Origin of the sequence: Calothrix sp. CCY 0018, from assembly GCF_963920925.1 — a bacterium.
Lineage (GTDB): Bacteria > Cyanobacteriota > Cyanobacteriia > Cyanobacteriales > Nostocaceae > Rivularia.
This window is the reverse complement of sequence record NZ_CAWUDI010000007.1, coordinates 185,300-210,755: the sequence shown is the minus strand read 5'-3', so window position 1 is coordinate 210,755 and position 25,456 is coordinate 185,300. Positions and strand designations below refer to the sequence as shown.

At 38.2% G+C, this 25,456-nt stretch carries 17 protein-coding genes and 2 pseudogenes; 14 read left to right on the top strand and 5 right to left on the bottom strand.

The window, feature by feature from the left end; translation table 11 throughout:
• On the top strand, positions 1–4,676 hold a 4,676-nt coding region (locus tag ACM03V_RS07630; RefSeq protein ID WP_414620159.1), incomplete at its 5' end, for an AAA family ATPase.
• Between the two features lie 300 nt (positions 4,677–4,976).
• Here ACM03V_RS07630 and ACM03V_RS07625 read toward each other — a convergent pair.
• The 3 genes from ACM03V_RS07625 to ACM03V_RS07615 all read right to left on the bottom strand — a co-directional run bounded on the left by ACM03V_RS07625 (position 4,977) and on the right by ACM03V_RS07615 (position 8,740).
• Complete coding sequence (locus ACM03V_RS07625) at positions 4,977–5,720, bottom strand: DUF561 domain-containing protein (RefSeq protein WP_414620158.1); 744 nt, start codon at positions 5,718–5,720, stop codon at positions 4,977–4,979.
• A 100-nt stretch (positions 5,721–5,820) separates the two neighbouring features.
• A complete protein-coding gene (locus ACM03V_RS07620) occupies positions 5,821–6,408 on the bottom strand; it encodes a Uma2 family endonuclease (protein ID WP_414620168.1) in 588 nt (195 codons plus the stop codon).
• Between the two features lie 40 nt (positions 6,409–6,448).
• Entirely contained in the window at positions 6,449–8,740 is a 2,292-nt protein-coding gene (locus tag ACM03V_RS07615) for an ATP-binding protein (protein ID WP_414620157.1), read from the bottom strand.
• Positions 8,741–9,046: 306 nt separating this feature from the next.
• On the opposite strand from ACM03V_RS07615, the gene ACM03V_RS07610 reads away from it, so the two are divergent.
• The 13 genes and pseudogenes from ACM03V_RS07610 to ACM03V_RS07550 all read left to right on the top strand — a co-directional run bounded on the left by ACM03V_RS07610 (position 9,047) and on the right by ACM03V_RS07550 (position 22,794).
• Positions 9,047–9,901, top strand: coding sequence for a Tab2/Atab2 family RNA-binding protein (locus tag ACM03V_RS07610; protein ID WP_414620156.1), 855 nt, complete (start codon positions 9,047–9,049; stop codon positions 9,899–9,901).
• 210 nt (positions 9,902–10,111) lie between these two features.
• Entirely contained in the window at positions 10,112–11,410 is a 1,299-nt protein-coding gene (locus tag ACM03V_RS07605; protein WP_414620155.1) for a TldD/PmbA family protein, read from the top strand.
• A gap of 547 nt (positions 11,411–11,957) precedes the next feature.
• The gene (locus ACM03V_RS07600) at positions 11,958–14,555 is read left to right on the top strand and encodes a chloride channel protein (RefSeq protein ID WP_414620154.1); all 2,598 of its coding nucleotides are present in this window, start codon (positions 11,958–11,960) and stop codon (positions 14,553–14,555) included.
• A 458-nt stretch (positions 14,556–15,013) separates the two neighbouring features.
• The gene (locus ACM03V_RS07595) at positions 15,014–16,003 is read left to right on the top strand and encodes a hypothetical protein (RefSeq protein WP_414620153.1); all 990 of its coding nucleotides are present in this window, start codon (positions 15,014–15,016) and stop codon (positions 16,001–16,003) included.
• A complete protein-coding gene (locus tag ACM03V_RS07590; RefSeq protein ID WP_414620152.1) occupies positions 15,988–16,914 on the top strand; it encodes an AAA family ATPase in 927 nt (308 codons plus the stop codon). The genes ACM03V_RS07595 and ACM03V_RS07590 overlap by 16 nt, the downstream gene beginning before the upstream one ends.
• Positions 16,915–18,261: a hypothetical protein gene (locus tag ACM03V_RS07585; RefSeq protein ID WP_414620151.1), complete on the top strand. Its 1,347-nt coding sequence runs from the start codon at positions 16,915–16,917 to the stop codon at positions 18,259–18,261. It begins immediately after the preceding gene.
• A 297-nt stretch (positions 18,262–18,558) separates the two neighbouring features.
• Positions 18,559–18,684, top strand: coding sequence for a hypothetical protein (locus ACM03V_RS07580; protein ID WP_414620150.1), 126 nt, complete (start codon positions 18,559–18,561; stop codon positions 18,682–18,684).
• Positions 18,677–18,811, top strand: a pseudogene (locus ACM03V_RS07575) (RNA-dependent DNA polymerase); the annotation flags it as partial. The gene ACM03V_RS07580 and the pseudogene ACM03V_RS07575, both read left to right, overlap by 8 nt.
• 317 nt (positions 18,812–19,128) lie before the next feature.
• Entirely contained in the window at positions 19,129–19,302 is a 174-nt protein-coding gene (locus ACM03V_RS07570; protein WP_414620149.1) for an SUMF1/EgtB/PvdO family nonheme iron enzyme, read from the top strand.
• A gap of 223 nt (positions 19,303–19,525) precedes the next feature.
• A pseudogene (locus tag ACM03V_RS07565) lies at positions 19,526–19,749 on the top strand (Uma2 family endonuclease); the annotation flags it as partial.
• A 24-nt stretch (positions 19,750–19,773) separates the two neighbouring features.
• Positions 19,774–20,565 (top strand): CHAT domain-containing protein, encoded by a 792-nt coding sequence (locus tag ACM03V_RS07560; RefSeq protein ID WP_414620148.1) that lies wholly within the window; start codon positions 19,774–19,776, stop codon positions 20,563–20,565.
• Positions 20,566–21,098: 533 nt separating this feature from the next.
• Positions 21,099–21,905, top strand: a complete 807-nt coding sequence (locus ACM03V_RS07555) for a TPM domain-containing protein (RefSeq protein ID WP_414620147.1) — start codon at positions 21,099–21,101, stop codon at positions 21,903–21,905.
• Between the two features lie 232 nt (positions 21,906–22,137).
• Entirely contained in the window at positions 22,138–22,794 is a 657-nt protein-coding gene (locus tag ACM03V_RS07550; RefSeq protein WP_414620146.1) for a precorrin-8X methylmutase, read from the top strand.
• A 157-nt stretch (positions 22,795–22,951) separates the two neighbouring features.
• Here ACM03V_RS07550 and ACM03V_RS07545 read toward each other — a convergent pair whose 3' ends face one another.
• Positions 22,952–23,665 (bottom strand): potassium channel family protein, encoded by a 714-nt coding sequence (locus ACM03V_RS07545; protein ID WP_414620145.1) that lies wholly within the window; start codon positions 23,663–23,665, stop codon positions 22,952–22,954.
• Between the two features lie 356 nt (positions 23,666–24,021).
• Positions 24,022–25,356 (bottom strand): TrkH family potassium uptake protein, encoded by a 1,335-nt coding sequence (locus tag ACM03V_RS07540; protein ID WP_414620144.1) that lies wholly within the window; start codon positions 25,354–25,356, stop codon positions 24,022–24,024.
• Positions 25,357–25,456 lie beyond the last annotated feature (100 nt).

Here is a 25,456-nt window from a genome sequence, read left to right as displayed (position 1 = left end):
ATATCGTCATGAAGTTAATGGCAAAAAATGCCGAAGACAGATATCAAAGTGCTTTGGGATTGAAGCATGATTTAGAAAATTGTTTATTAAAAATAAAATCAACAGGAAAAATTGCCAATTTTAAAATAGCGCAACGAGATATTTGCGATAAATTTATTATTCCAGATAAATTATATGGTCGAGAAAAGGAAGTTGAGCAACTATTAAAAGCATTTGAGAGAGTATCAGCAGGCAACAGCGAACTAATGTTAATTGCTGGTTTTTCTGGGATTGGAAAAACTGCGGTAGTTAACGAAGTTCACAAACCAATTGTCAAACAGCACGGTTATTTTATCAAAGGCAAATTTGACCAGTTTAATCGCAATATTCCCTTTTCGGCATTTGTACAAGCATTCCGCGATTTAATGAGGCAATTAATCGCCGAAAGTGATACTCATATTCAACTATGGAAAAGTAAAATACTCCAAGCATTAGGTGAAGACGGACAGATAATTATTGATGTTATACCTGAGTTAGAAAAAATTATTGACACTCAACCACCAGCAACAGAATTATCTGGTATTGCAGCACAAAATAGGTTTAATTTATTATTTCAAAAGTTTGTTCAAGTATTCACCATAAAAGAACATCCCGTAGTGATGTTTTTAGATGACTTACAATGGGCTGATTCTGCTTCCTTGAAACTCATCCAATTATTAATGGAGCGGGGTAATCAAGGATATTTGTTATTAATTGGTGCTTATCGAGATAATGAAGTGTCGCCTGCTCATCCTTTGATGATTGTATTAGATGCAATTAGCAAATTAAAGGGAATTATCAATACAATTACCCTGGAACCTTTAAGTCAAATCAAATTAAATCAGCTTGTCGCAGATACATTAAACTGTACCGAGGATTTGGCGTTTTCTCTGTCACAATTGATTTATCGTAAAATTCAAGGTAATCCCTTTTTTGCAACACAATTTCTCAAATCGTTACACCAAGACGGACTAATTGAATTTAATTTTTCCCAGGGATGCTGGCAATGCGATATTTCCCAAATTAATCAGCAAACACTTACGGATGATGTTGTTGAGTTCATGGTAATTCAATTAAGAAGATTACCAAAATCGACTCAACAGGTATTGAAACTTGCTGCTTGTATTGGCAATCAGTTTAATTTACAAACGTTAACAATTGTTTGCCAATTATCTGAGGTAGAAGTGGCAGCTAATTTGTGGACTGCTTTGCAGGCAGATTTGGTTTTACCTCAAACTGAGGTATATAAGTTTTACCAGGGTGAAGATAACGATCAATTGGGGCTGGACAACAGAAATATTAACAAACAATTAGCTGAATACAAATTTTTACATGACAGAGTACAACAAGCTGCCTATTCTTTGATTCCCGACGAGCAAAAACAATCGACACATTTGCAAATTGGTCAAATACTGTTCAAAAATGCCTCAGGATTAGAGCGGGAAGAGAACGTCTTTTCGATTGTTAACCAAATGAATATTGGACGTAGTTTAATCATTGAAGAGCAAGAGCAAAAGCAACTGTTGCAATTGAATTTAACAGCAACTCGAAAAGCTAAACTATCAACTGCTTATGATGCGGCAGTTCGATATATAAAAATCTGCATCGAACTCTTGCCAGAAAATAGTTGGCAGTCTCAGATAAATTTAACTCGGACAATTTATGAGCTAGCCGCAGAAGTTGCTTATCTGAGTACAAATTACGAGCAGATGGAGGAATTCGCAGCAATATTTTTATCTCATACAGATAGTTTACTGGAGAAAATTCGGGTTTATGAAATAAAAATGTTGGCAGCAAAAGCCCGGAGTGAATTACTAGAGTCAATTCAAATTGGACTAGATTTGCTCCAACTTTTAGGAGTCGAATTTCCCCAAGAACCAACCCCTACAGATATTGGGCAAACATTACAACAAACTATCCAATTGTGGCAAGGGCGTGACATTTCTAGTTTATTGGATGCCCCAATCATGACCGATCCACTGAAGCTGGCAGCCATGCGAATTTTAACTCAAATGGTTCCATCGGCTTATCAAGGGTTCCCCCAACTCATGCCATTATTAATCTTTAAGCAGATTGAGTTGTCGATTGTAGAAGGAAATTGCGAAATTTCTGCTTTTTCCTATGCTGATTATGGGCTGGTGCTTTGCGGAGTTATCGGTGATTTAGATGCGGGATATCAGTTTGGACAGTTGGCTTTAAAGCTCCTTGACCGCTTCGGGGCAAAAGCTGGCAAATGTCGCACCTATTTTATCGCTCATTCTTTCACCAGCCATTGGCAGGAATCTCTGAGCAGCCGATTAGCCTTCTTCCAAGAAGCTTATCAAGTAGGCTTAGAAACAGGGGATTTAGAGAGTAGTGGCTTAAATGCTTGCATGTATTCCATCTATGCATACTTTGCAGGTCATGAACTGTCAGCCTTGGCAGTCGAAATGGAAAACTATCGGCAGAGTATCTTGCAACTTAAACAAGAATCATCCCTTTATTTCCATCTTCCCTATCACCAAGCTGTTTTGAATTTGCTGGGATGTTCAGACGATCCCTCTCAGCTAAACGGAGAAGTTTATAATGAAGCGCAAGCATTGTTAATGCTGCAACAAGCTAATAATCGGACTTGTCTTTACTACTTGTACTACAACAAAACCGTTCTGTGCTACTTATTAGGGGAATACGAACAAGCCGCAAATTGTGCCATGTTAGCAGAACCCTATGCTGATAGCATTGCCGGAATGTTTGGAATAACTTTGTTTTGTTTCTACAGCTCCTTGATTGATTTAACATTATTTGCCTCCATTTCTGCAAGGGAACAAACTCATGTTCTTGAAAAGGTGGTAATCAATCAAAAGAAATTGGAACACTGGGCAAACTATGCACCGATGAATCATCTACATAAGTTTCATTTGGTGGAAGCTGAAAAATATCGGGTATTAGGTAAGAATTATGAAGCAGGAGATTTATACGACAAAGCCATATCAGGAGCCAAAGAAAACGGCTATATCCAAGAAGAAGCCTTAGCCAACGAACTAGCAGCCAAATTCTACCTTGAGTGGGGTAAAGAAAAAGTTGCGAGCGGCTATATGCAAGAAGCTTACTATTGTTATGCACGCTGGGGAGCAAAAGTTAAAAGCGAGGACTTAGAAAAACGCTATCATCAACTACTCAAGCCCATCCTAGAACAGCGACGACTGAGCCTCAATCCCCTTGAAACTATCGCTATTATTACCCAGACATCAACTATATCATCGACTTACACTAGCAGTACAAAAATTTCCGACATCCTAGATTTTAACTCTGTACTCAAAGCCGCTCAAACTATTTCTAGTACCATTGAATTAGATCAACTGATCGCCAGTCTTACCAAAACTCTTCTGGAAAACTCTGGTGCAAAAAAATGCATTCTCATTCTTCCCGAGGAAGATAATTGGCAAGTCCGAGCAATTACATCTATTCCTCATCAAGACAATAGCATCGCTCAAATACATACTATTCTTGATTCACAACCAGTTGATACTTGTCAAGATATCCCCAAAAAAATTATTAATTACGTCAAGAATACTCAAGAAACTGTAGCATTCGATAATGGTCAAACAGACATACCCGGAATTATTGGCGAATATATGCTCGCACATCAACCCAAGAGTTTATTGTGTACTCCAATTATTAATCAAGGGCATTTAGTCGCAATTCTCTACTTAGAAAATCAACTAACAAGCGGGGTGTTTACTCGCGAACGTTTACAAGTAATTAATTTACTTTCCTCCCAAGCTGCAATATCTTTAGAAAATGCTCAACTTTATCAACAAGCGCAACAAGCATTAGAGAATTTACAACAAGCACAATTACAAATAGTTCAAAGTGAAAAAATGTCTGCTTTGGGTAACTTAGTTGCTGGGGTAGCCCATGAGATGAATAATCCTTTAGGCTTTATTTCCGCAAGTCTCAAACAAACTAAACCCACTTTTGCCGATCTAACCGAACACCTGAAATTATATCAAGAAAGCCTACCAAATCCAGATGAAGAAATTCTCGAACACGCTGAAGAAATAGATTTAGATTATAGCTTAGAAGATTTACCTAAAGTTCTAGATTCAATGGTGATGGCTTGCGACAGATTAAAAAATATCAGCACTAGCTTAAGAATTTTCTCTCGTGCCGATAAAGATTATAAAGTCGCATTTAACATTCATCAAGGCATTGACAGCACAATTTTAATTCTCAAACATCGTCTTAAAGCTAACGAGAAACGACCAGTAATTGAAGTGATAACTGAGTACGGCGATTTACCGCAAATTGAATGTTTCCCCGGACAATTAAATCAGGTATTTATGAATATTTTGGCGAATGCAATTGATGCTTTAGAAGAGTTTAATAGCGGACTTAGTTTTGAAGAAATTAAAGCAAACCCCAATAAAATTACCGTTAAAACCTCAGTTGAAAATAATAATGTAAAAATATCAATTGCAGATAATGGTAAAGGAATGAGTGAAGAAGTTCAGCAACAAATCTTTGAGCATTTATTTACTACTAAAGAAGTCGGTAAAGGTACGGGGTTAGGATTGGCTATAGCAAAACAAATTGTTGAAGAAAAGCATGGGGGTAAGTTAAGTTATAATTCTGTTATTGGTAAGGGTACAGAGTTTGCGATCGCGATTCCACTATAATAAAAACGAAAAAATCAAACACCTAATTTTAATCTTCATTCACTAGAAAATTTTCTCATTGCTGGACGTAAATCAAACTATATGAATATGAATATGGAGTATTTAGGGCGTGCTTGTCACTCCGTAAGAGTTATGGGTTAAACAATGTAGAGATGTAGCATTGCGACGTCTCCTAATACTTTGATTTGTAACCGCAATTAAGAAATTTGTAATTTGTAATTTGTAATTCCCAATTCCTTATTTCTAATTACTAGCTACTAACTGAAGAAGAGACGTAGCAATGCTACGTCTCTACACTTATTAACTCCTAACTTTTTCTGCCGTTGTAATCGCTTCAACCAAACTGCGTACAGCAGCAATCATCGCAACTTCACTATCAAGCTGGTTAATTGCAGAACCGACTCCGACACCAGCAGCACCACTGGCGATCGCTAAAGGTGCGGTAACGCTGGAAATTCCGGAAGCACAAAGTACGGGAACGGATACAGCACGAGAGATTTCGTAAGCCGCTGCTAAGGTGGGAGATGCTTTTTCAATTAATCCTAAAGTACCTGCATTTTGAGGTTTGCTGCTGGTACCGCCTTCTGTTTGAATAATATCTGCACCAGATGCAATTAATTCTTCTGCTAACTGTACCTGTTTGTCTAATGTAAGGATATGGGGAACGGTAACGGAAAGGGTGATTCGGGGAAGTAAGGCGCGGGTTTGTTTTGTTAAAGCTAAAACTTCTTCGGCTTCAAATCTGATTCCTTGACTGTAGAAAGAATCAAAGTTACCTATTTCGATTAAATCGGCACCGGCTGCAACTGCTTTGAGAAATTTTTCGGGTTCTACAGCCGAAACACAAATCGGTAAATCGGTCAATTCTTTCGCCATTTTTACCAAATCGGCATCAGCAGCAATATCAAGAAAACTTGCACCACCGTAATGTGCTGCTTTCACGGTTGCAGCAACGCGGTTAGTATCAAAGTTATTCAAACCGCTGATGACTTTTAGTACGCGACGATTTGTAAATGCACGTTCAAGTGTAGAATTCATAATCATACTTTTAGGTGTGTGATGCTGGGCAAATCTAAATTATTTTACCTTGACTGGGTTATTTTAGACCTAAAGAAAAAATTTTCCTATACCCAAATTTTCCTGCTTATTCCTCTTGATTCGTAAAATCAACTTGTTCGTAAAGCTCGCTAAGTTGAATTTGGAAATCAATTGTTTGTAGCGATAAATTCTTTTCTTTTCCTTCTAATTCTGTTAATAACCATTTATCTTCACCAGTTTTAACGTACTGCATGACATGGTAGTTATATTGGTCTATTAAAATATATTCTTTAAATTCTGGAATTGAGCGATAATATAGAAATTTATCTCCTTGATCGTAATTTTTAGTAGATTTTGATAACACTTCAGCAATTAACGAAGGATTCATTACGGTAGTTGTATTAGTACCCGTATAAACAGGTTCTCCCTCAATTAGCATTACATCAGGATAAGTATATTGACGATATCGGGGTATCCATAACCTGACATCTGACATATAAACATCATATTTTTTACCTCTAAGAGTAATTTTTAATGATGCAGCTAGATTCAATGTGATTTTATTATGATTGGTAGTACCACCAGTCATTGGAACAATTTCCCCATCGCGATATTCGCTTCTAAATTCAGCTTTTTCTTCAAGTTCTAAATATTGTTCGGTTGTGTAAGAGTTTTTTTGAATTTCTAACTGCATCATGATACCATTTGTCTGCTATCTATCAACTATTATAAATTCAAACCGGAATCCGAATCACAAATTTAGCACCATTCCCTGGTGAAGAAATACACTCCAAACTTCCACCATGCTTTTCCGTAACGATTTGATAACTAATTGATAATCCTAAACCAGTACCTTTTCCTTCTACCTTGGTAGTGAAGAAAGCATCAAATAATTTCGATTTTACTTGCGGGGGAATTCCGGTTCCGTTATCTGCAATAATTATAATTGCCCAGTTATCATCCGCAGCGGTTGTAATTGTGATAATGTTAGGATTTTGATTGACCTGTTCGTAGCTTTTATTTTGATTTGATTCTTCTAAAGCATCGATCGCGTTAGAAATCAAATTCATAAATACTTGATTTATTTGACCGTAATAGCATTCAACTAAAGGCAAATCGCCATATTTTTTCACAATTTGAATTTCCGGACGTTGGGGTTTTGCTTTGAGGCGATGAGATAAAATCATTAAGGTAGTATTAATACCTTCATGTAAGTTTACTGCTTTCTTTTCATCAGAACTTGTACGCGAATAATTGCGTAATGAAAGCATGATATTCTTGATGCGATCGGTTCCTAATTTCATCGAAGAAATCATTTTAGGTAAATCTTCAAGTAAGTATTCTAAGTCTACTGCTTCAATTTGTTCTTCGATGGCATCTCCAGGGCTGGGAAATTCTTGTCGATATGAATTTAGTAAGCAAGTTAAATCTTTTACATATTCTTCCGCATGAGATAAATTACCCGAAATAAAACCAACGGGATTGTTGACTTCGTGTGCTACACCAGCAACCAATTGTCCGAGTTGGGAAATTTTTTCAGTTTGTATAAGTTGCGATTGAGTCGATTGTAATTTAACTAAAGCTTGTTCTAATTCCTGCGTGCGTTGTTTTAAAACTTTTTCAGTTTGTTTTCGTTGGCTAATATCTCGCGCAATTGTCAATGCATGAGACTTACCGCTATAAATATAAGATGTGCCTTTTACTTCAACATCAAATAATTTACCATTTTTGTGAATACAAACACCTTGAAAATAAAATTCCTTACCAGCTTTAACGCTTCCGATAAAATTATCAAATAAATGCAGAAAGTCTGGATGAATGTAATCTGAGGCTTCTAAACTAATAAATTCTTCATTAGAATAACCATACATTTGACACCATGTGGGATTTACAGCAATAGATTTACCAGTTTCTAAGTCAAATATTGATAGTCCATCATTTACGGTTTCAAAAATACTGCGGTATTGTTCTTCTTTGTGCTGTAAAGCTTTTTCTATGATTTTATGTTTAATGGCAACAGCAATTTCTTCTGCTATGAAACTTAACGTATTAAGGGTGTTTTGATTTAGCTGCTGCTTGGAAAACATTGCTACTACACCCACAACTTCTGAATCAGCAATTAAGGGATATCCAGCAAAACCTATCATTCCTTCACGAATAGCCCACTGTTTATTGTTTACTCTTTCATCAGTTTGAACGGAATTAGTAATATGAGGTTTTCGCTCTTGAGCTATTAAGCCGATTTTAAATTTACCTACAGGTATGCGGCTGTGTGCGCCATCAATATGCGTATACATACCAGCGCTAGATTGCAAATGTAATAGTTTTTCTTGTGGATTATGAGTCCAAATTCTCGCAAAAGCTACATCTAAGTAGGACACTATTATTTCCGTGCATTTTTGCAGCATTTGTTGCAAATTGTTGCTTTTTGCTAAAGTTGAATCAATTTCGCTTCTAAATTTAAGAATTCGGGATTTTTCTTCTTCGCTAGCAAATAAACGAGCATTTCTAATTGCAATACCAACTTGAGAAACAAGTATTTTGATGATTTCTAATTTGAACGGCGTAAATGCATTTGTTTCTAACTTATTCTCTAAATAAATAATCCCGATAAATTTGGTTTTAAAATTAATTGGAATGCATACAATAGATTTGCATTTATGTTGTTTAATATAAATATCTTGATTGTATATAGAATCTATTGCGTTCGGAATTGTTAAACTTTCTCGAAAATTGATAACATAATTGATGACTTCTTGAGGTATATTAAAACATTCGGCGACTGGAATTGATTTGGCTATTTGATTGTTATTTTCGCTATGTTCAATCGTTTCTACAATTGCTTCTACAAAACAAGCTTTATTCTTTTTTAGAATCAAACAACCTTTTTTAGCGCCAGCATTTTCTACAATAATATTTAGCACCCTGCAAGGTAAATTTTCTATATTAATCTCGCTTTGTATCGCTTCTGAAGCTTTTACAACTGTAGTTAAGTCAAAAAGTTGACTAGCACTGTAGGAAAGCATCGATCCACCCCTTAAAATAGTAATTGCCCATTATTTATAGTTCCCACAATTAAAGCCAGAATCGACATTGTTGAAGTTGAATCAGTATTTTCAACTATTTTTTTAACACGTAGGTGTTAGATGATAGCCGAATAAATAGAATTAATAATTTTAATAACATTTCGATCCAAGTTTTTCTTCGGGTTTTCTTCCAGAGGTACCAGCTATTTACCATAAGGCGCGGCTCATCCCTGCTTGTTCTATAGTTGCCTGTAGACTCGTATCATAAAAATAGATATAAAGTGCGACTTAGGATTACGGCATATTATGGGCAGTGTTTGGGAATTAGATTATTACTCGCGTCCGATTTTGGACGAGGATAACAAGAAAGTTTGGGAAGTCTTGATTTGTGAAACTCATAAGGATATAAGCAGCAAGACTGATTCCTTATTTCGCTACGCTAAATACTGCTCTAGCTCAACGGTAAACTCTGTATGGCTGCAAACCGCCGTGCAAGAAGCGATAGATAAAGCCGGAGAAGCACCAGTCAAAATCCGCTTTTTCCGTCGTCAAATGAACAATATGATTACCAGAGCTTGCGAAGATATTGGTATTCCAGCGCAAGCTAGCCGTCGGACATTAGTGCTTAATCAATGGCTCGAACAGCGGATGGAAGAAGTTTATCCCCAAGAAGCGGGTTTTCAAGGAGGTTCAAACCCCTCGGTACGGTTGGATTCTCCTTTGCCCAAACGGTTGCCCGATGCTTTAGAAGGAGAACAATTAAAATTTGTCACCTTGAGCGGTGTAGATTTTGCTGATATGCCAGAGTGGAATATTGATTTTGGTGAAGCTTTTCCCTTGGATTTAGCAGGCGTTTCTTCTGAAACTAAGATACCTGGAGTTTTGATTTATTCAAATAGATCGTTACCCATAGCTGCTTGGATGTCAGGTTTAGAATTAGCTTGGTTAAGGGTTGATACTTCCAAGCAAACAAGATTGCTTCTAGAAACAGGTGCAACTGACAGTTGGATTTTAGCAAATATCAAAAATTCTCAAATGCAAATAGAAGCAAAAAACTTTGAACAAGTCAAACAAAAAGCTAACGGCGTTCATTTTATTGGAATACAGTCAGATCCCAATTCCGAATCCTTTGCTGGGTTTTGGTTGTTGAGAGAAATTTGATTGGAGGGAATTGGTAATGGGAGGTGGGGAGGTGGGGAGGTGGGGAGATGGGGAGATGGGGAGATGGGGAGATGGGGTGATTATTTTTTATTCCTAACTGCTAACTGGTAACTGTTCACTCTTGGCTGGTAACTGGTGACTGTTCGCTGATATCCTTATTTCCTGTTGGCTAACAACTAACCACTAACAACTAACCACTAACAACTTAAAATGACTAATGATTTAGCGGAGCAACTTTTAGAAGTCGCCATCAAGGCTGGTGCGAGTGAAGCGGAGGTTTATCAATCGCGATCGCTTTCTAAGCCGGTGTTTTTTGAGGCAAATCGTCTGAAACAGCTTGAAAGCAATCAAAGTACGGGAACTGCTTTACGGCTATGGTATGAAGGTTGTCCGGGGCTTACTGTTGCAAATGGGCCTGTGGAAGCTGTAACAATGGTTGAGCGAGCTATTGCTTTGAGTAAGTTAAATCAGCCTGAAGAGGCGAAATTAACTGGGTTATCTCAAGTTGTTTATCCGAATTTAGGTGAAGATGTACCACCAGAAACATTGGTGGAGTGGGGTAAGCAAACTATCGCTTTGATTCGCGATGTCTACCCCGATGCGATCTGTAATGGTGATTGGGAATGCGATGTCGAAACTACTCGTTTGATGAATACTAAAGGCTTGGATTCTCACTATACCGATACTACCCTTAGCTGCTATACTGCCGCAGAATGGGTACGCGGGGATGATTTTTTGAGCGTTGCTGACGGGCAAACCGAACGGGGAAAACTCAATCCGGATCGATTAGCTCAACAAATTTTACAGCGCTTGAATTGGGCGCAATCAAATGTAGAAGCACCATTCACACGGATTCCGGTTTTGTTTACTTCTAAAGCTGCTGATATGCTTTGGGGTACTTTGCAAGCAGCACTTAATGGTAAGCGGGTGTTAGAAGGAGCTTCTCCTTGGGGCAAACGTATAGATCAACCAGTGGTTTCCCCCGAACTTACACTTTATCAAGATCCCACGGCAGGGCCTTACAGTTGCCCCTTCGATGATGAAGGTACACCTACCACGCATTTAGTTTTTATTAAAGACGGAATACTGCAAAATTTTTATTGCGATCGCGCTACTGGGAATCAGTTAGAAATTGCTCCTACTGGTAACGGTTTTCGCCCTAGTTTAAGTAGTTACCCGACTCCAGGGTTATTTAATTTTTTGATCGAACCGGGAAATGGAAGCTTGCAAGAATTAATCGAAGGAATGGATAACGGTTTGATTGTAGACCAGATGCTCGGCGGGGGTGGAGAGATTTCTGGCGATTTTTCGATTAATATCGATTTGGGCTATCGCGTAGAAAATGGTCAAGTTACCGGCCGTGTTAAAGATACTATGGTATCTGGCAATATTTATACCGCGCTAAAACAGTTAATTAAACTTGGTGGTGATGCTGATTGGAATGGCTCCTGTTACACTCCATCTTTAATAGTTGATGGATTATCTACCACTGGGAAAAATAATTCGTAAATTCGTAAAAACATTTAAGTATTTGCTAAGGGTAGGAAGTTGAAAGTAAAAAGTAGCAAGCAGGGAAAAATAGTTGGTTTGTTGTTTAATTACCGCTGATGCGGGCGATCGCTTACTTTCTTTCCCTTGATGCAATACTAGGGATGAGCATAGTTATAAATCATTAATAAGCCTTTGTAACATATAAACCTACTAATAATTAAAGGTAACAAATTATTAATTAATTGGTCATTTTCCAACTATGTTTTTTATACAATAAGATAATATTTATGTTCCCCCCAACCCCCCTTTTAAAGGAGGGCTTGCGTAAGTTATAAATTTATCAATAGTGTTTTTATTGCCTAATAATTAAGAATTTTTATAACTGTTATAACTGATTATAAATATTTCTTGGTTTGAAGCATAAATAAGCAAGAAACAAGCAAAGATGGCTATTTTATAGTAATAAAAGCTAAAAGCTAAAAGCTAAAAGCTAGATAAATATATATTCTGATAATTGTGAATTAGCAATTCCCAATTCCCAATTCCCAATTTACAATGTCGCAATATGTTTCTCAATAAGTACTTTCGTGATTTTTGGCGGCCCAGAAAAGGTTTAGCAATTGCAGAAGCTTGCGTCATTGGAGTAGTTGCTGCTTTATCCGCGATATTTCTGAGATTTAGTTCGGGATTTATGGGAACGTTTCGAGTCAGTACTTCCTACGTAATACCGGCGTTTTTAGCTTTACCGTTAATTGGCGCTAGCTTTGGCTTTATAGCTGGCTTTTTGGTAGATAGGTTTGCACCAGAGGCTTCAGGTAGCGGTATTCCTCAAGTGAAAGCTTCTTTAGCTAATGTTCCTATAAGATTATCTTGGCGAGTGGCTGCTGTAAAACTGGTTAGCGCTGTACTTACATTGGGTTCGGGAATGACTTTGGGAAGACAGGGACCTACCGTTCATGTTGGTGCAGCTTTAGCAGCAGGAATGAGTCGGGTAGTTCCGACTTCTCCAGATCATCGCAGACAAATGATAGCTGCGGGTGCTGGTGCGGGATTAGCAGCAGCTTTTAATGCTCCTATTACGGGTATTTTATTTGTTGTAGAAGAATTACTGCAAGATTTATCGGGAATAACTCTGGGAACAGCTATAATCGCTTCGTTTATTGGCGGGGTGCTTTCTCGGCTTTTAGGTGGTAGAAGTTTGCAGCTAAACCTGGAATTAATCGAGTCAACCAGCAGTTTTACAATTACAGAACTTCCTTTTTACTTACTTTTGGGTATTCTCGCGGGTTTATTCGCTGCATTATTTCGCCAAGGTTTAATTCAAAGCCTTAAATATTATCGCAAATTGGGCATAAGTTTACCTTTGAGACTAGCTTTAGCTGGCTTAATTTCTGGCATCATCATCGCCGTACTACCCGAAACTTTCCGCAATAATACTGGTTTGAGACAATTTATTATTACTGGCGATCTAAGCGTTTACAGAGTTGCGCTAGTATTTATAGCTCAATTTATTCTCACACTAGTAGCATTTGGTTCGGGAGCGCCGGGAGGGTTATTTGCTCCGAGTCTTATATTAGGTTCTTGTTTGGGATACTTGGTTGGCTTTGTCGAATTTCAAATTTTGGGGATAAGTTCGCCTAATACTTACGCTTTGGTGGGAATGGGGGCATTTTTTAGTGGCGTTTCTAAAGTACCCATCACAGCAATTATGATTATCTTTGAGATAACTACAGATTTTAATCTGGTATTGCCTTTGATGATTGGTTCTGTCACTTCTTATCTGGTTGCCGATAAATTGATACCGGGTTCGCTGTATGCCAAACTTTTACAGCTTAACGGTATTGACATCGATACAGTAACTTCTATCGATGGTAGAATTACCCAACTGACCGCCAATGAAGTTATGCAGCGTCGAGTCGAAACCCTGCAATCACAAATGACTGTAGATGAAGCCATACAAGCATTTTCTCATTCTACACAACGCGGCTTTCCCGTATTAGAAAATAATAAATTAGTAGGAATTGTTACCCAAAGCGATTTAATGAAAATACGGGAAGGTCAATTGTCTAGAGATGCATCTGTAAAAGAAATCATGACACCGCATCCGGTAACTATTAGCACTAAATATAATTTAGGCAACGTACTATATTTATTAGATAGACATCAAATCAGCCGTTTGCCAGTTTTACAAGGACATAGGTTTGTAGGAATGATTAGTAGGGGAGATATTATTCGAGCCGAAGCCAACTACCTTAATTGCAAAAGCTTTCCCAATCAGCCGAAAATCAAACCTTCCTACACCGTATATCAAACTAAGTCACCGAGTGTTGGGCGAGGAAGATTATTAGTTTTGGTAGCTAATCCCGAAACCGCAGACACGCTATTACAGATGGCAGCGTTAATTGCTAAATACAACCGCTACGAAATTGAATGTTTGCAGGTAATTACTATTTCTCGTCATAATAATCCAGCAGAAACTCCGGTAAAAACTTCACCAAGTCGGCAGTTGCTGTTATCTGCGGAAATTATGGGTAAAAAATGGAATATCCCCGTGCATACACAAATCAAAGTTGCTCATAACGTTGCAAGTGCAACATTAGATGCAATTAAAGAGCGGCATATAGATACAGTTTTAATGGGGTGGAAAGGTAGTACTAATACTCCCGGTCGCATTTTTGGTAATGTTGTAGATACCATAATCCGTCAAGCTACCTGTGAGTTGCTACTGGTAAGGCTGGGAAATTCTTTTAACCTTGTCAATTTTAAGCGCTGTTTAGTGCCAATGGCTGGTGGCCCCAACTCAAAAATTGCGCTTAAATTATTACCTGCTTTAACTACTTTTAACAAAAAATTAGAAATTCGTCTCACACAAGTTTTTTCTCCATCTCAAACCCAAACGGATACGAAAGGGTTGGAAGTAGCCAAAAACCTGCTGGTTAATAGATACAAGCTATCTAATCAAGTAGAAATTATGCCAATGAAAGCGGCTTCCGTATCTGAAGGAATCATTAACTTAGTAAAAAGCGAAGGTTTCGATCTAGTCGTTTTAGGTGCTTCTGGTGAAGGAATGTTGCAGCAAGCGATGAAGGGCAATATTCCAGAAGCGATCGCATCCGGCGTTGATTGTACCGTGATTTTGGTTCGCGGAATGAGTAGTGAATAGGAAGTAGTGAGCAGTTAACAGTTATCTTGTGATCTAAACATCCAGATTTTAGGCGATATGCTGCCATTTTTCCCTTAAGTGCATAAGTTGATCGAACCTCAACCTATTAATAAGAAAGGTTGTTAGCTTTTTAAGATTAATATACGTTAAATGAGTAAAATCAGATAATGAATATTTTGTCAATGTATAAGTTTTATACCTGTATCCTCTAAAACTGAACTTCTTATTTTATGATTAGACATCTCCGGAAAACATTTCTATGGTTTTAAATTACACACAAACCGCGAGCCCCCCTACCCCCCTTCCCTATGAGGGAATGGGGGTTTTAAGCCTCTCCCCCAGTGGGGGAGAGGTTTGGAGAGGGGTCTTTTCAATTCCTGCGATGTCTATTGTAGTTAAACACTACCAAAATCTATTACAACAATAAATACAACGAAATCTCCTGTTACTTGCTCGACATGAATCAATGTGAAGAACTGCAAAAAATACTCGATTTGGTAGAGGAGAAGATATTACACTTACGGATGGCTAAGGTTACACAGACAGATGCTTTAGCTATCTTCAAAGTGGAAAAGGATATTGAACAAGCCGAAGCAGAACGGGATAAGTTAAAACAAGAGATTGAAAATCAAAATATATCAAATACTAGTTGCGATTTATATCATGCATTATTAAAACTTGGTTATCGCGAACAAGTACTTTCATTTAAAAAATTTCTCAAAGCCCAATCGATCGCAACTTTTCTGCTACATGGTTCACCAGATTATGCACAACGTTGGTTACTGAATCGATTAATTACTCAACATATTCGCCACGGTATTACAAGTAAGTCGATCGGAGTCCAACTCAACCGCATCGGGCGTAGAAGGGATATTAATGCTTTATGGCGAGAATTAGGAGATAGAGTAGGTTTAAGAGGAAAACACCCCACACCCTCAGAGATTGTTGAACAAGTTTATGGCTGCTGGCAAACTCAAAATGTGATTTTGGTGTTCCACGATGTCGATTGTATGCCCCAGGAGTATTTACAGGAGCTAATTCAAGAGTTTTGGCTACCATTAGCTAGTCTGGCACGGAAGGTTGTATCTGCTGAGTATCAGCTATTGATGTTTTTAGTAGATTATGAAGGTTTTATGGGTACGCAAAATACCTTGTTTGTGGAAAAACTGGAGCCAAACTGGGAACCGAAAATTCCGATTAAATTACCATCGATTACTCCCTTTGGTAATCAGATTTTAAATGATTGGATTGAAACAGTAGAAATTGAATTTGATAAATTGCCTCTTTTAGAAGCGATTAATAATACAGAAAATAAATTAGTAAATGAATTAGTTCAAGAAATATTAGACAATAGTGAAAATGGGATTCCAGAGCTAGCAATGTTAGAAATCTGTCACCTGTGTAACTGTAACTGGTATGAAGAAAAAGACAGATGGCTGAAACACTAAGTCACAACCAACTTGAATATACAGGAAAGGTGCAACCCCAGTGGGGAGAACGAGATACCAATGGGCAGTTACTATATCCTTATTTACCTTATGAGGAATTAATCGAAGCAGTAAACCTAGCTATTTACCTGGAACGTCCTTTACTACTCAAAGGGGAACCGGGATGTGGTAAAACCAGATTGGCGCGTGCTGTGGCTTACGAACTTCGTTTACCACTTGAAGCTTGGTATATCAAATCTACCAGTCAAGCAAAAGATGGTTTGTATAGCTATGATGCAGTGACTCGCTTGCGGGATGCTCAACTTGCTGCCGCAGGTAGGATAATTAAAGATGAGGATATTCCTCGTATTAATAATCCCGCTACCTACGTGCAATGGAAACCTCTGGGACGTGCTTTTCAGAACAGTCAGCGCACGGTAGTGCTAATTGATGAAATTGATAAAGCTGACATTGATTTTCCCAACGATTTATTATTGGAACTCGATCAGCAAAAGTTTATTGTTGATGAAACTGGAGAAGAAATTCCAGCAAAAGCTGCACCGATAGTTTTTATTACCAGCAACGATGAGAAAGATTTACCAGATGCTTTCTTGAGGAGATGTTTATTTCATTATGTAGAATTTCCTACCCCCGAACGATTGATAGAAATTATTAATTCTCACTTTCCCAATTCTGGGCAGCCGTTAGTAGCAAAAGCCGTAATTCGGTTTTTGAAGTTGCGGGATGAGATGGGGAAAGATAAAGGAGAAGCGGGGAAGAAAGTTAGTACTAGTGAATTAATTGATTGGTTTCGGGTTTTAAAACGGTATCCAGAAGATGAGGTTTTGAAGAAACTAGATGGTAAATTGCCTTATGCAGGGGTGTTGTTGAAGAGTTGGCAAGATCATGTACGTTATTTAAAGGGTTCTTAAGTGAACGAACTACCCCTACAGGAACTCTTCACCAGGTTAAGAGAAGCAGGTTTACCACTCGGTATTGATGAGTATCGTTTAGTTTTGCGGTCTTTGCAAGGTGGGTTTGGCATTACTGACAAGGCTGCTTTGAAACGTTTGTGTCAAACTTTGTGGGTTAAATCTACTGAAGAAAAATCTATATTTGATTATCACTTTGAGCAAGCGATCGGTAGTGATGCAGTTGCACCTGTATCGGAAACTGTAAATAAATCTTGGCTGCGTCAAATTTATCCTATTGCTTCTGTTGTCATTTTAGGGATGTTAGGAGTTGGAATTATTTTTGGTATTCGAGTAAGGCAAAAACCACCAACCATACAGCCAACCCCAACACCGACTCTAACCGCAACACCAGAGCCAAAACTACCTCAAACTCCAACCCAGCCAGAAAATCCCACACCAACAGCAACACCAATAGCAACAGCAAAACCAATCCTAACTACAAAGCAGATTAATTTGATTATTTGGATTATTCTATTCCTCACAGCTATAACTTTTGAATATTTACTTTATCGCTGGGTGTGTAATTGGTTATCTAAACGCAAGCAAAAACGTACTCCAAATCCCCCTGCTTCTACTCCACCACAGACTAATGATGAGGCACAAGTAGTAAAATCAGTTTTACTAGCTAGCAGCGGGCATTTGAAGGGTGATTTTTTTCCTGTTACCCAACGGCAAATGAAACAAATTTGGCGGTATTTACGCCGTCGGGTACGTGAGGGGAAACCTACGGAGTTGGATGTGGAAGCGACGATTAACCATATTGGACACAACGGTATATTGCTCGAACCAATATTGATTCCAAGTCGAGTAAATCGGGCAGAATTGCTGTTATTAATTGATCAAGACGGTTCGATGATGCCTTTTCACGCTCTATCACAGAGATTAGCAGAAACTGCCTTGGGTGGTGGTCGTTTGGGCAGAACTGGAATTTACTACTTTCACAATTGTCCTGTTGAATATCTTTACCGGGACTCTTATCATCAGCGAGGGGAATTATTCCGCGATATTTTAACTTATGTTTGCTCTGAGCGCACGACTGTATTAGTTTTCAGTGATGCTGGTGCTGCTCGTGGTGGTTACAGCGAGGAACGCTACCAATTAACTCAAGAATTTCTTACCCAGTTGCAACAACAGGTACGTCATATTGCTTGGCTAAATCCGATGCCGAAAAAACGTTGGTTGGGTACAACAGCAAATGAAATATCTAGCCTTATCCCCATGTTTGAATTCAGCCAAGCGGGTTTGCAAGATGCTATTAGTGTACTGTGTGGACGACCTACCAATTTTGAGGGACGCAAAAAATAGACATTTCTGGTTAGGAAAAAGACCTCTCTCCAAACCTCTCTCCTGCAAGGAGAGAGGCTTACAGCAACCCGCCAATTGATCGAAATTATCAAATCCTTAGTGCTGTAACACACCCTACATTCTGCGATTGCTTCGTTCCTCGCAATGACAGTACACAATTAATTTTGCTCCCGGTACTTAAGATGTCATTGCGAGGAGGAACGACGACGCAATCGCAGTATATGGTTAAGATTGCTTCGTGCAATGACGCACTATATTATATTTAATCTTACCCATCTACTTAACAACTAACTTTAAATGAGCAAAACTAAACCTGAAATTGCCTATCGACAAATCGAATATTTTGCCAAACGCTTTGGAGAAGCACATCTGTATTTGGCTTATCATGCTGCTTTCCCCTTATCACTGACACCATGGCGATGATTTACTATTACCTTTACAGCGCAGAATAGGATTACCGATTGGCAACCTTACGAGTCAATTCTTTGCGAATGTCTATCTTAATAGCTTAGACCACTTTGTCAAAGAGCAATTAAGAGTAAAGAAATATGGCTAGCCCATTTAGCACATGGGGATACCTGGCGATTGCGTCAAAAGATATTCACATCTGTTGTTTTTACAAGAGAGTGAAGATGGGGCAGGCACTAGGCTGTTGACTCTGTACATTTTTTAAGCATAAAAATTCATGCAAAAAACGTGTTGGTGTTCAAGATATTGCCCTCTCCCCCTTCCCCTCTCCCAAGCTTGGGAGAGGGGTGCCGGAGGCGGGGTGAGGGAAAAAGATTATGGTTGTTACCGACATAAAAACTGTATGAATAAAAACCGATAAATTCTATCAAATTCAACAGACTAGGTAGGCACTTCCGGATGCTGCGCGGCGGTTCTTGGAACAACAATCCGACGAATTGCCGTTCGGCGAATCGTAACAGGAACGAACCGGACAACCAGAACAACAACATCGGGTTTCGGGTTGTGGTTTCGGCTGCGAGCGCTCTTCGTTTGTCAGAACTGCCAGATGGGAATCTGTTGGGCGTACAGTAGAAGAGTCCAGACCTGCTCCAGTGATGTTGGTAACGGCATCCAAAAATCAAACCGAGTTAGGGTAGCCTGGTAGGTGTAAAAGCCGAACGGTTCCCTGACTTCGATTCGGCTAATGCGATCGCTCTACATCCTAGCGCTAAGATAAGCCCATAGTACCTTCCCAGTCTTAGCCATGTCCCTAGCCAAAGAAGTAGATATATCCCAAGCGATCGCAGAAGATGGTCTAGAATTTGCCGGATTTCATTTAGTCGATGGTGAATACGAACCTTTACAACCTAACGAACAAGGATATTTGTGGAGTAGACAGTTAGAGTTATACCTGGGTATTCACGAAGGACTATTGCGATATTTTACACCAGAAGGAAAGTTAGTTCCCACACCAGAAGAACAAGCAGAAAAATTGGCTGCAAGTTGCGAGAATTAAATATCGATCCAGATAGTATTTAGCAATTTCCAACAATAAACTAACTAATGCCCTCACACCACAAACTCAACGAACTACAAAAAATCCAGGATTTACTAGAAGATAAGATAATTCGTTTGCGAACAGCTAAAGCAATCGAAACAAGTGCAGCAGTTATTTTCCAACTAGACAAGCAGATTCAAGAAGCTGAAAGGGAACGGGATAAAGTCACCCAAGAAATTGCCCAATTAAATAAACAAAAATATACCTCGAAAACAAGTAATAGCACTAATATAAAAACAATTTTAATTCTCGCAGCAAACCCTAAAAATACCTCCAGACTCCGACTAGAAGAGGAAATCCGAGAAATTGATGAAGGATTGCGACGTGCTAATAAGCGAGAGCAATTCAAATTAGAGATGAAATTAGCGGTGCGTCAACGAGACTTCTACCGAGCAATTTTAGATACTCAACCCCAGATTATTCACTTCTGCGGACATGGTGCAGGAGAAGATGGTATTCTTCTCGAAGATGAAACCGGAATGACAGCTTTTGTAGAAGCAGAGACTTTGGCAAGTTTGTTTAAACTATTTGCCAAAAAAGGTGTGGAATGTGTGGTGCTAAACGCTTGTTATTCAGAAGTACAAGCCGAAGCTATTAGTCAACATATTAACTATGTAGTTGGGATGAATCAAGCAATTGGGGATAAAGCCGCGATTAATTTTGCTGTTGCGTTTTACGATGCTTTAGCAGCAGGGGAAGACGTAGAATTTGCTTTTGAATTAGGTTGCTCTCAACTTGTTGGTTTAAAGGAAAATCAAACCCCCGTACTGAAAATAAAAGATGGTGAAAACCAGTAGCTTGTTTTATCGGCTATTTTAATAATTTTCAATATTTTCAAAGGTTGGTTTAATAATTACGGCTACCATAGCTCAGCAAACTATTCATGCAAAAAACGTGTTGGTGTTCAAGATATTGCCCTCTCCCCCTTCCCCTCTCCCAAGCTTGGGAGAGGGGTGCCGGAGGCGGGGTGAGGGAAAAAGATTATGGTTGTTACCGACATAAAAACTGTATGAATAAAAACGGAGAAATTCTATCAAAGTCAACAGCCTAGGTTGAGCCTGTATTGCACCCAACTGAAAACCGCTTTATATTTTATTCAAATAATTTTAGATAATCAGTCTATCAAGTCTGCTTTGGCTTGCTTTTAGCACAGGATCGAGTTCTCAGAGAGATTGTAGCTGTAATAATTGACGTTATCAGCGAACGTTATGCTGAGTTGAACGTAAAATAAATTAGAATAAGGTTACAAAGTGTAAAGAGCTATCATAATTTTTCTTACCTTTAGAAACAATTTGCTCAATTTCAGTGTTGAAATTTATATAAAAAGCCCATGCATAATAGTTTTTGGCGAAAATTTTTCACATTTTTGACGGTATTATTTTTAGCTGGCTCGATTTGGATAACAAATTCGAGTCCGGCATATGCTTACGACAATCCAGAATTGCTGCCCGACGAAGTTACACCAGTTGTAGATTTAGGCAAAGCTCTTAATGTTGTTCAAAAAGAAAACTTAGTTAAAGAACTTAACGATTTTGAAGAGGAAACTGGTTGGCAGTTGCGAGTACTCACTCAGTATGACCGAACTCCAGGTAGAGCGGTAATCAAGTTTTGGGGTTTGAATGACCACAGCATTTTACTTGTAGCTGATTCTCGTGGTGGTAATATTCTCAGTTTTGCGGTGGGAGATGATGTTTATGAATTGCTACCGCGCACTTTTTGGATAGAATTACAAACTCGTTTCGGAAACTTATATTTTGTACGAGAAAAAGGTGAAGATGGAGCTATTATTCAAGCTTTACAAACTGTAGAAGGTTGTTTGCGTCAAGGTGGCTGTAATGTTGTTCCAGGATTACCACGGGAACAGTGGATTCTTACTTTAATTACTTCGGTTATTGGTGGAGTTATTTGCGGTTTTGCAGCTCAACCCAGAGAAGAAGGGCAAGTTGTTGCTTGGCAATGGGCATTAATCTTTTCTCCTTTGTGGGGAATTTTGTTTATTGCTTTCGGAATTGGTCCTGTGGTGACTCGTACTTCTGATTGGCTACCTTTGGTTCGCAATATTTCCGGTTTTCTAATTGGAGTTTTGGTTGCTTACTTGACTCCTGTTCTCAATCGTTCCACTCCTTCGGAAACATAATTTAGCTCACGGAGTTAGGAATTGGGAGTTAGGAGTTAAAATTTAGGAGTTAGGAGTTATAAATTCTTGATTTAACTTTTAACTCTAAGTCCTATTTGTATAAGATTGTATAAGACTAGTCTGTTCTGTACATTCTTCTTATAAACACGCAAAAATTAATTTTCTACAGCTTGTGAATGAAGATTGATAATTGATAATTGATAATTGATAATTGATACCAGGGAAGCAGAAGATGGAATGGCACTTAACGGATGCTCAAAGTTTAGCCACCATAGATAAAGAAATTGGTGGTTTTTTAGCTCTTATGCACTCAGGTGATGATAGCTTTAAACAGGAAAATTGCCATTTTTCACCGGCAGAGTACGAAATTGTGAGAAGAGTTATTTACGCAACTGGTGACTTTGAGTATAAATCTTTGATTCAATTTTCCGAACGTGCTTTGCAAGCTTCAGCAGCAGCATTAGCATCGCGGAGCAGTATTGTTGTAGATGATGCTCCCATACAAGCTGGTATTGCACGAGTAGTACAAAATACTTTTGCTAATCCAGTATATTCTGCTGTAGAAGCTCAAACTCGTCCTCAGAAAGAAAAAACTCTTGCTGCTTGGGGAATGGAAACTTTAGCTAAGCGTTATCCAGAGGGCATTTTTGTAGTGGGGCAAGCAACAACAGCCCTAACAACGTTATTGGATTTAATTAAAGCGGACAAAATTAGACCTGTTTTAATAATTGCTACACCCCCAAAGTTTATTGATATGAATTCAATCAAACAAAGTTTAAACGAATTTTCAATACCCAATATTACAATCAAAAGTTGTAAAGGTGGGGCGACGGTAGCAGCAGCAATTTTAGATGGATTAATCGATTTATCTTGGGAAGCTTATGGTTAGGAATGGGGAATGGGCAATAGGGAATAGGGAGTAGGGAGTTAGGAATTGGAACTACTATAAATTACAAAGTAATTAAACAAAATTTGTCTCTATTACCTGTATATTTTTCTGTTTCTACTCCCTGCTTTCAGCTCCCTAATCCTTCGACTTCAAAATACTAAATCGGCAAACGGTCTATATCTTTATTATGACCAATTACTACCATTGTTGAACCTTTTTCAAAACGCTTGTGGGGGTCTGGATTAATGATAAATTTTTCATCATCAACACCATCGTGTCTATTGCTTATTGCTAATACATTTAACCCATAGCGGTTGCGAAGCTGTAGTTCGGCAACTGTTTTACCATCAAATTCATCGGGTATGGCTATTTCAACAATACTGTTATCGGGATCGAGGTCGAATGTATCTAATATGGCGGGTTTTGTAAGTGTTTGTGCTAAAGCAGAACCGGCTTCATGTTCGGGAAAAACAACTCTGTCTGCGCCAACTTTTCGTAATAATTTACAGTGAACTTCGCTGGAAGCTTTGGCTACTACGTTTTTTACGCCACCTTCTTTGACGTTTAAAGTTGTGATAATACTTTCTTGAATATAGTTACCGATTGCGATGATTACAGTATCAAACTCAAAAATACCTGCTTCTTTGAGTGCAGCTGGTTCTGTTGAATCTAACTGTAAAGCATGACCAGTTATTTCTTCTGTTAAGGCTTGAGAAACACGCTTTTCATCAATATCTGTTGCTAATACTTCATAACCTAATCTATGTAAAGTTGAGCAAACAGAACGACCAAAACGTCCTAAGCCAATCACCGCGAATTGCTGATTGCTTTTATTTAAAGAACGAAAAAACCCTAATGAGGACAGATTCACTGTTTTGATCCTTAATTATTACAGTGTTTGTATAATTTAAAAAATCGGTCATAACCAATAACTTTAAAATCATTTTTTTGCCCGACTGTACTTATTTTATCATTTGCGATCGATAGAATTTAGATTTTACATATTTGCTGTAACGTACTTGTTACAATTACTTTTTATAGTTTTTCAACAAGAAACTTAGCATAAAAAGTAATTAATAACAATATATTTATCTAAATTTTTAGTTTAATTATGAATATCTATTATTTGTGACATTCAGCCATAGATTTGATGGGCATTTAACGGTTTACAGCTATAAACAATTATCAATCCTAAACAACCGTAAACTGAGAACTTTTTGTAGACAATTATCCCACAAGTAAATTTTCTTCGGGATAATGAATATTAGTGGGTTTGGGGTCGCCAAGTACGGCGGACATTAACAGTAAAACACCAACTCTTCCCATATACATAGTCAGGATTAATATTAATTTGCCCCAAATAGAAAAATCGCCAGTTATGCCTGTGGAAAGCCCTACAGTTGCATAAGCTGAAACTACTTCAAACAAAATTTGGATAAAGTCAAATGTGGGATCTGTAATTGATATTAAAATAGTGCAGATAATTACAGCAGTTACAGAACCAACTACCACACCGACGGCTTTTAATATTAAAGATACAGCGATGCGGCGTTCGTAAAGTAAGACTTCTTGTTTACCTTGAAGAATTGATTTAGTACAACTAGTAAGTACTCGAATAGTGGTAGTTTTCATTCCACCTCCAGTACCTCCTGGGCTTGCTCCTACAAACATAAAAGCAATAGTAATAAAAAGTCCGGCATTTGTCATAGCACCAATATCAATGCTATTGAAACCAGCAGTTCTGGTAGTCATAGATTGAAACCAAGCTGCTAGAAATTGGCTGCGTAAACTGAGATTCCTTATGGTTTCAGTATTTCTGACCTCTACCAAAAAGAAGGCCAAGGTTCCTAAAAACAAGAAAAATATTGATGTACTAACCGCAACTTTGTAATCAAGTGATAGCACTATATTGCGCTGTTTTCTGCGTAGGCGATCGCGCAACCCAAAAAAGATTTCTAAAATTACTTGATATCCAATTCCTCCGAAGATAACTAAACCAGAAATCGTAAACACTAATAAAGCTGAATAATTGTAATCAACCAAGCTATTTGAAAACAAGCTAAAACCGGCATTATTCCAAGCACTAACGCTGTGAAAAATTGCCAGCCACATTCCTTTATCCCAGCCAAAATCGGGAACAAATACAATAAGTAATAAAAATATTCCGGTGATTTCAAAAAATAATGTGACGGCGATAATGGAACGAATAATATTACCGCTACCTTCCATTTGTCGCCGATCTAAAGCTTGTTGAATGGCAATTTTATGTCTTAGATCGAATCTACGCCCAGTCAACATAATTAGGAAGGTTGTAAATGTCATGTAGCCCAACCCGCCCACTTGTGCGAGTAACATAATGAACAACTGACCCCAAAAGGAAAAATAAGTACCAGTATCTGCGACTGCCAAACCCGTTACGCAAACGGCTGAAGTTGCTGTAAAAAAAGCCACTATTGGACTATTCCACGTACCTGTAGCTGTAGAAAAAGGCATCATCAATAGGAAAGTTCCTACAGTAATAACTGCTACAAAGCCAAAGCAAATTTTTTGAGAAGCGGTCATATCAATTTTGGATTTTAGATTTTAGATTTTAGATTTTAGATTTTGGATTATGCTGTTTTCCTATTAAAAGAAGGGGTTTGCAGCTTTTTGATTTTAAATT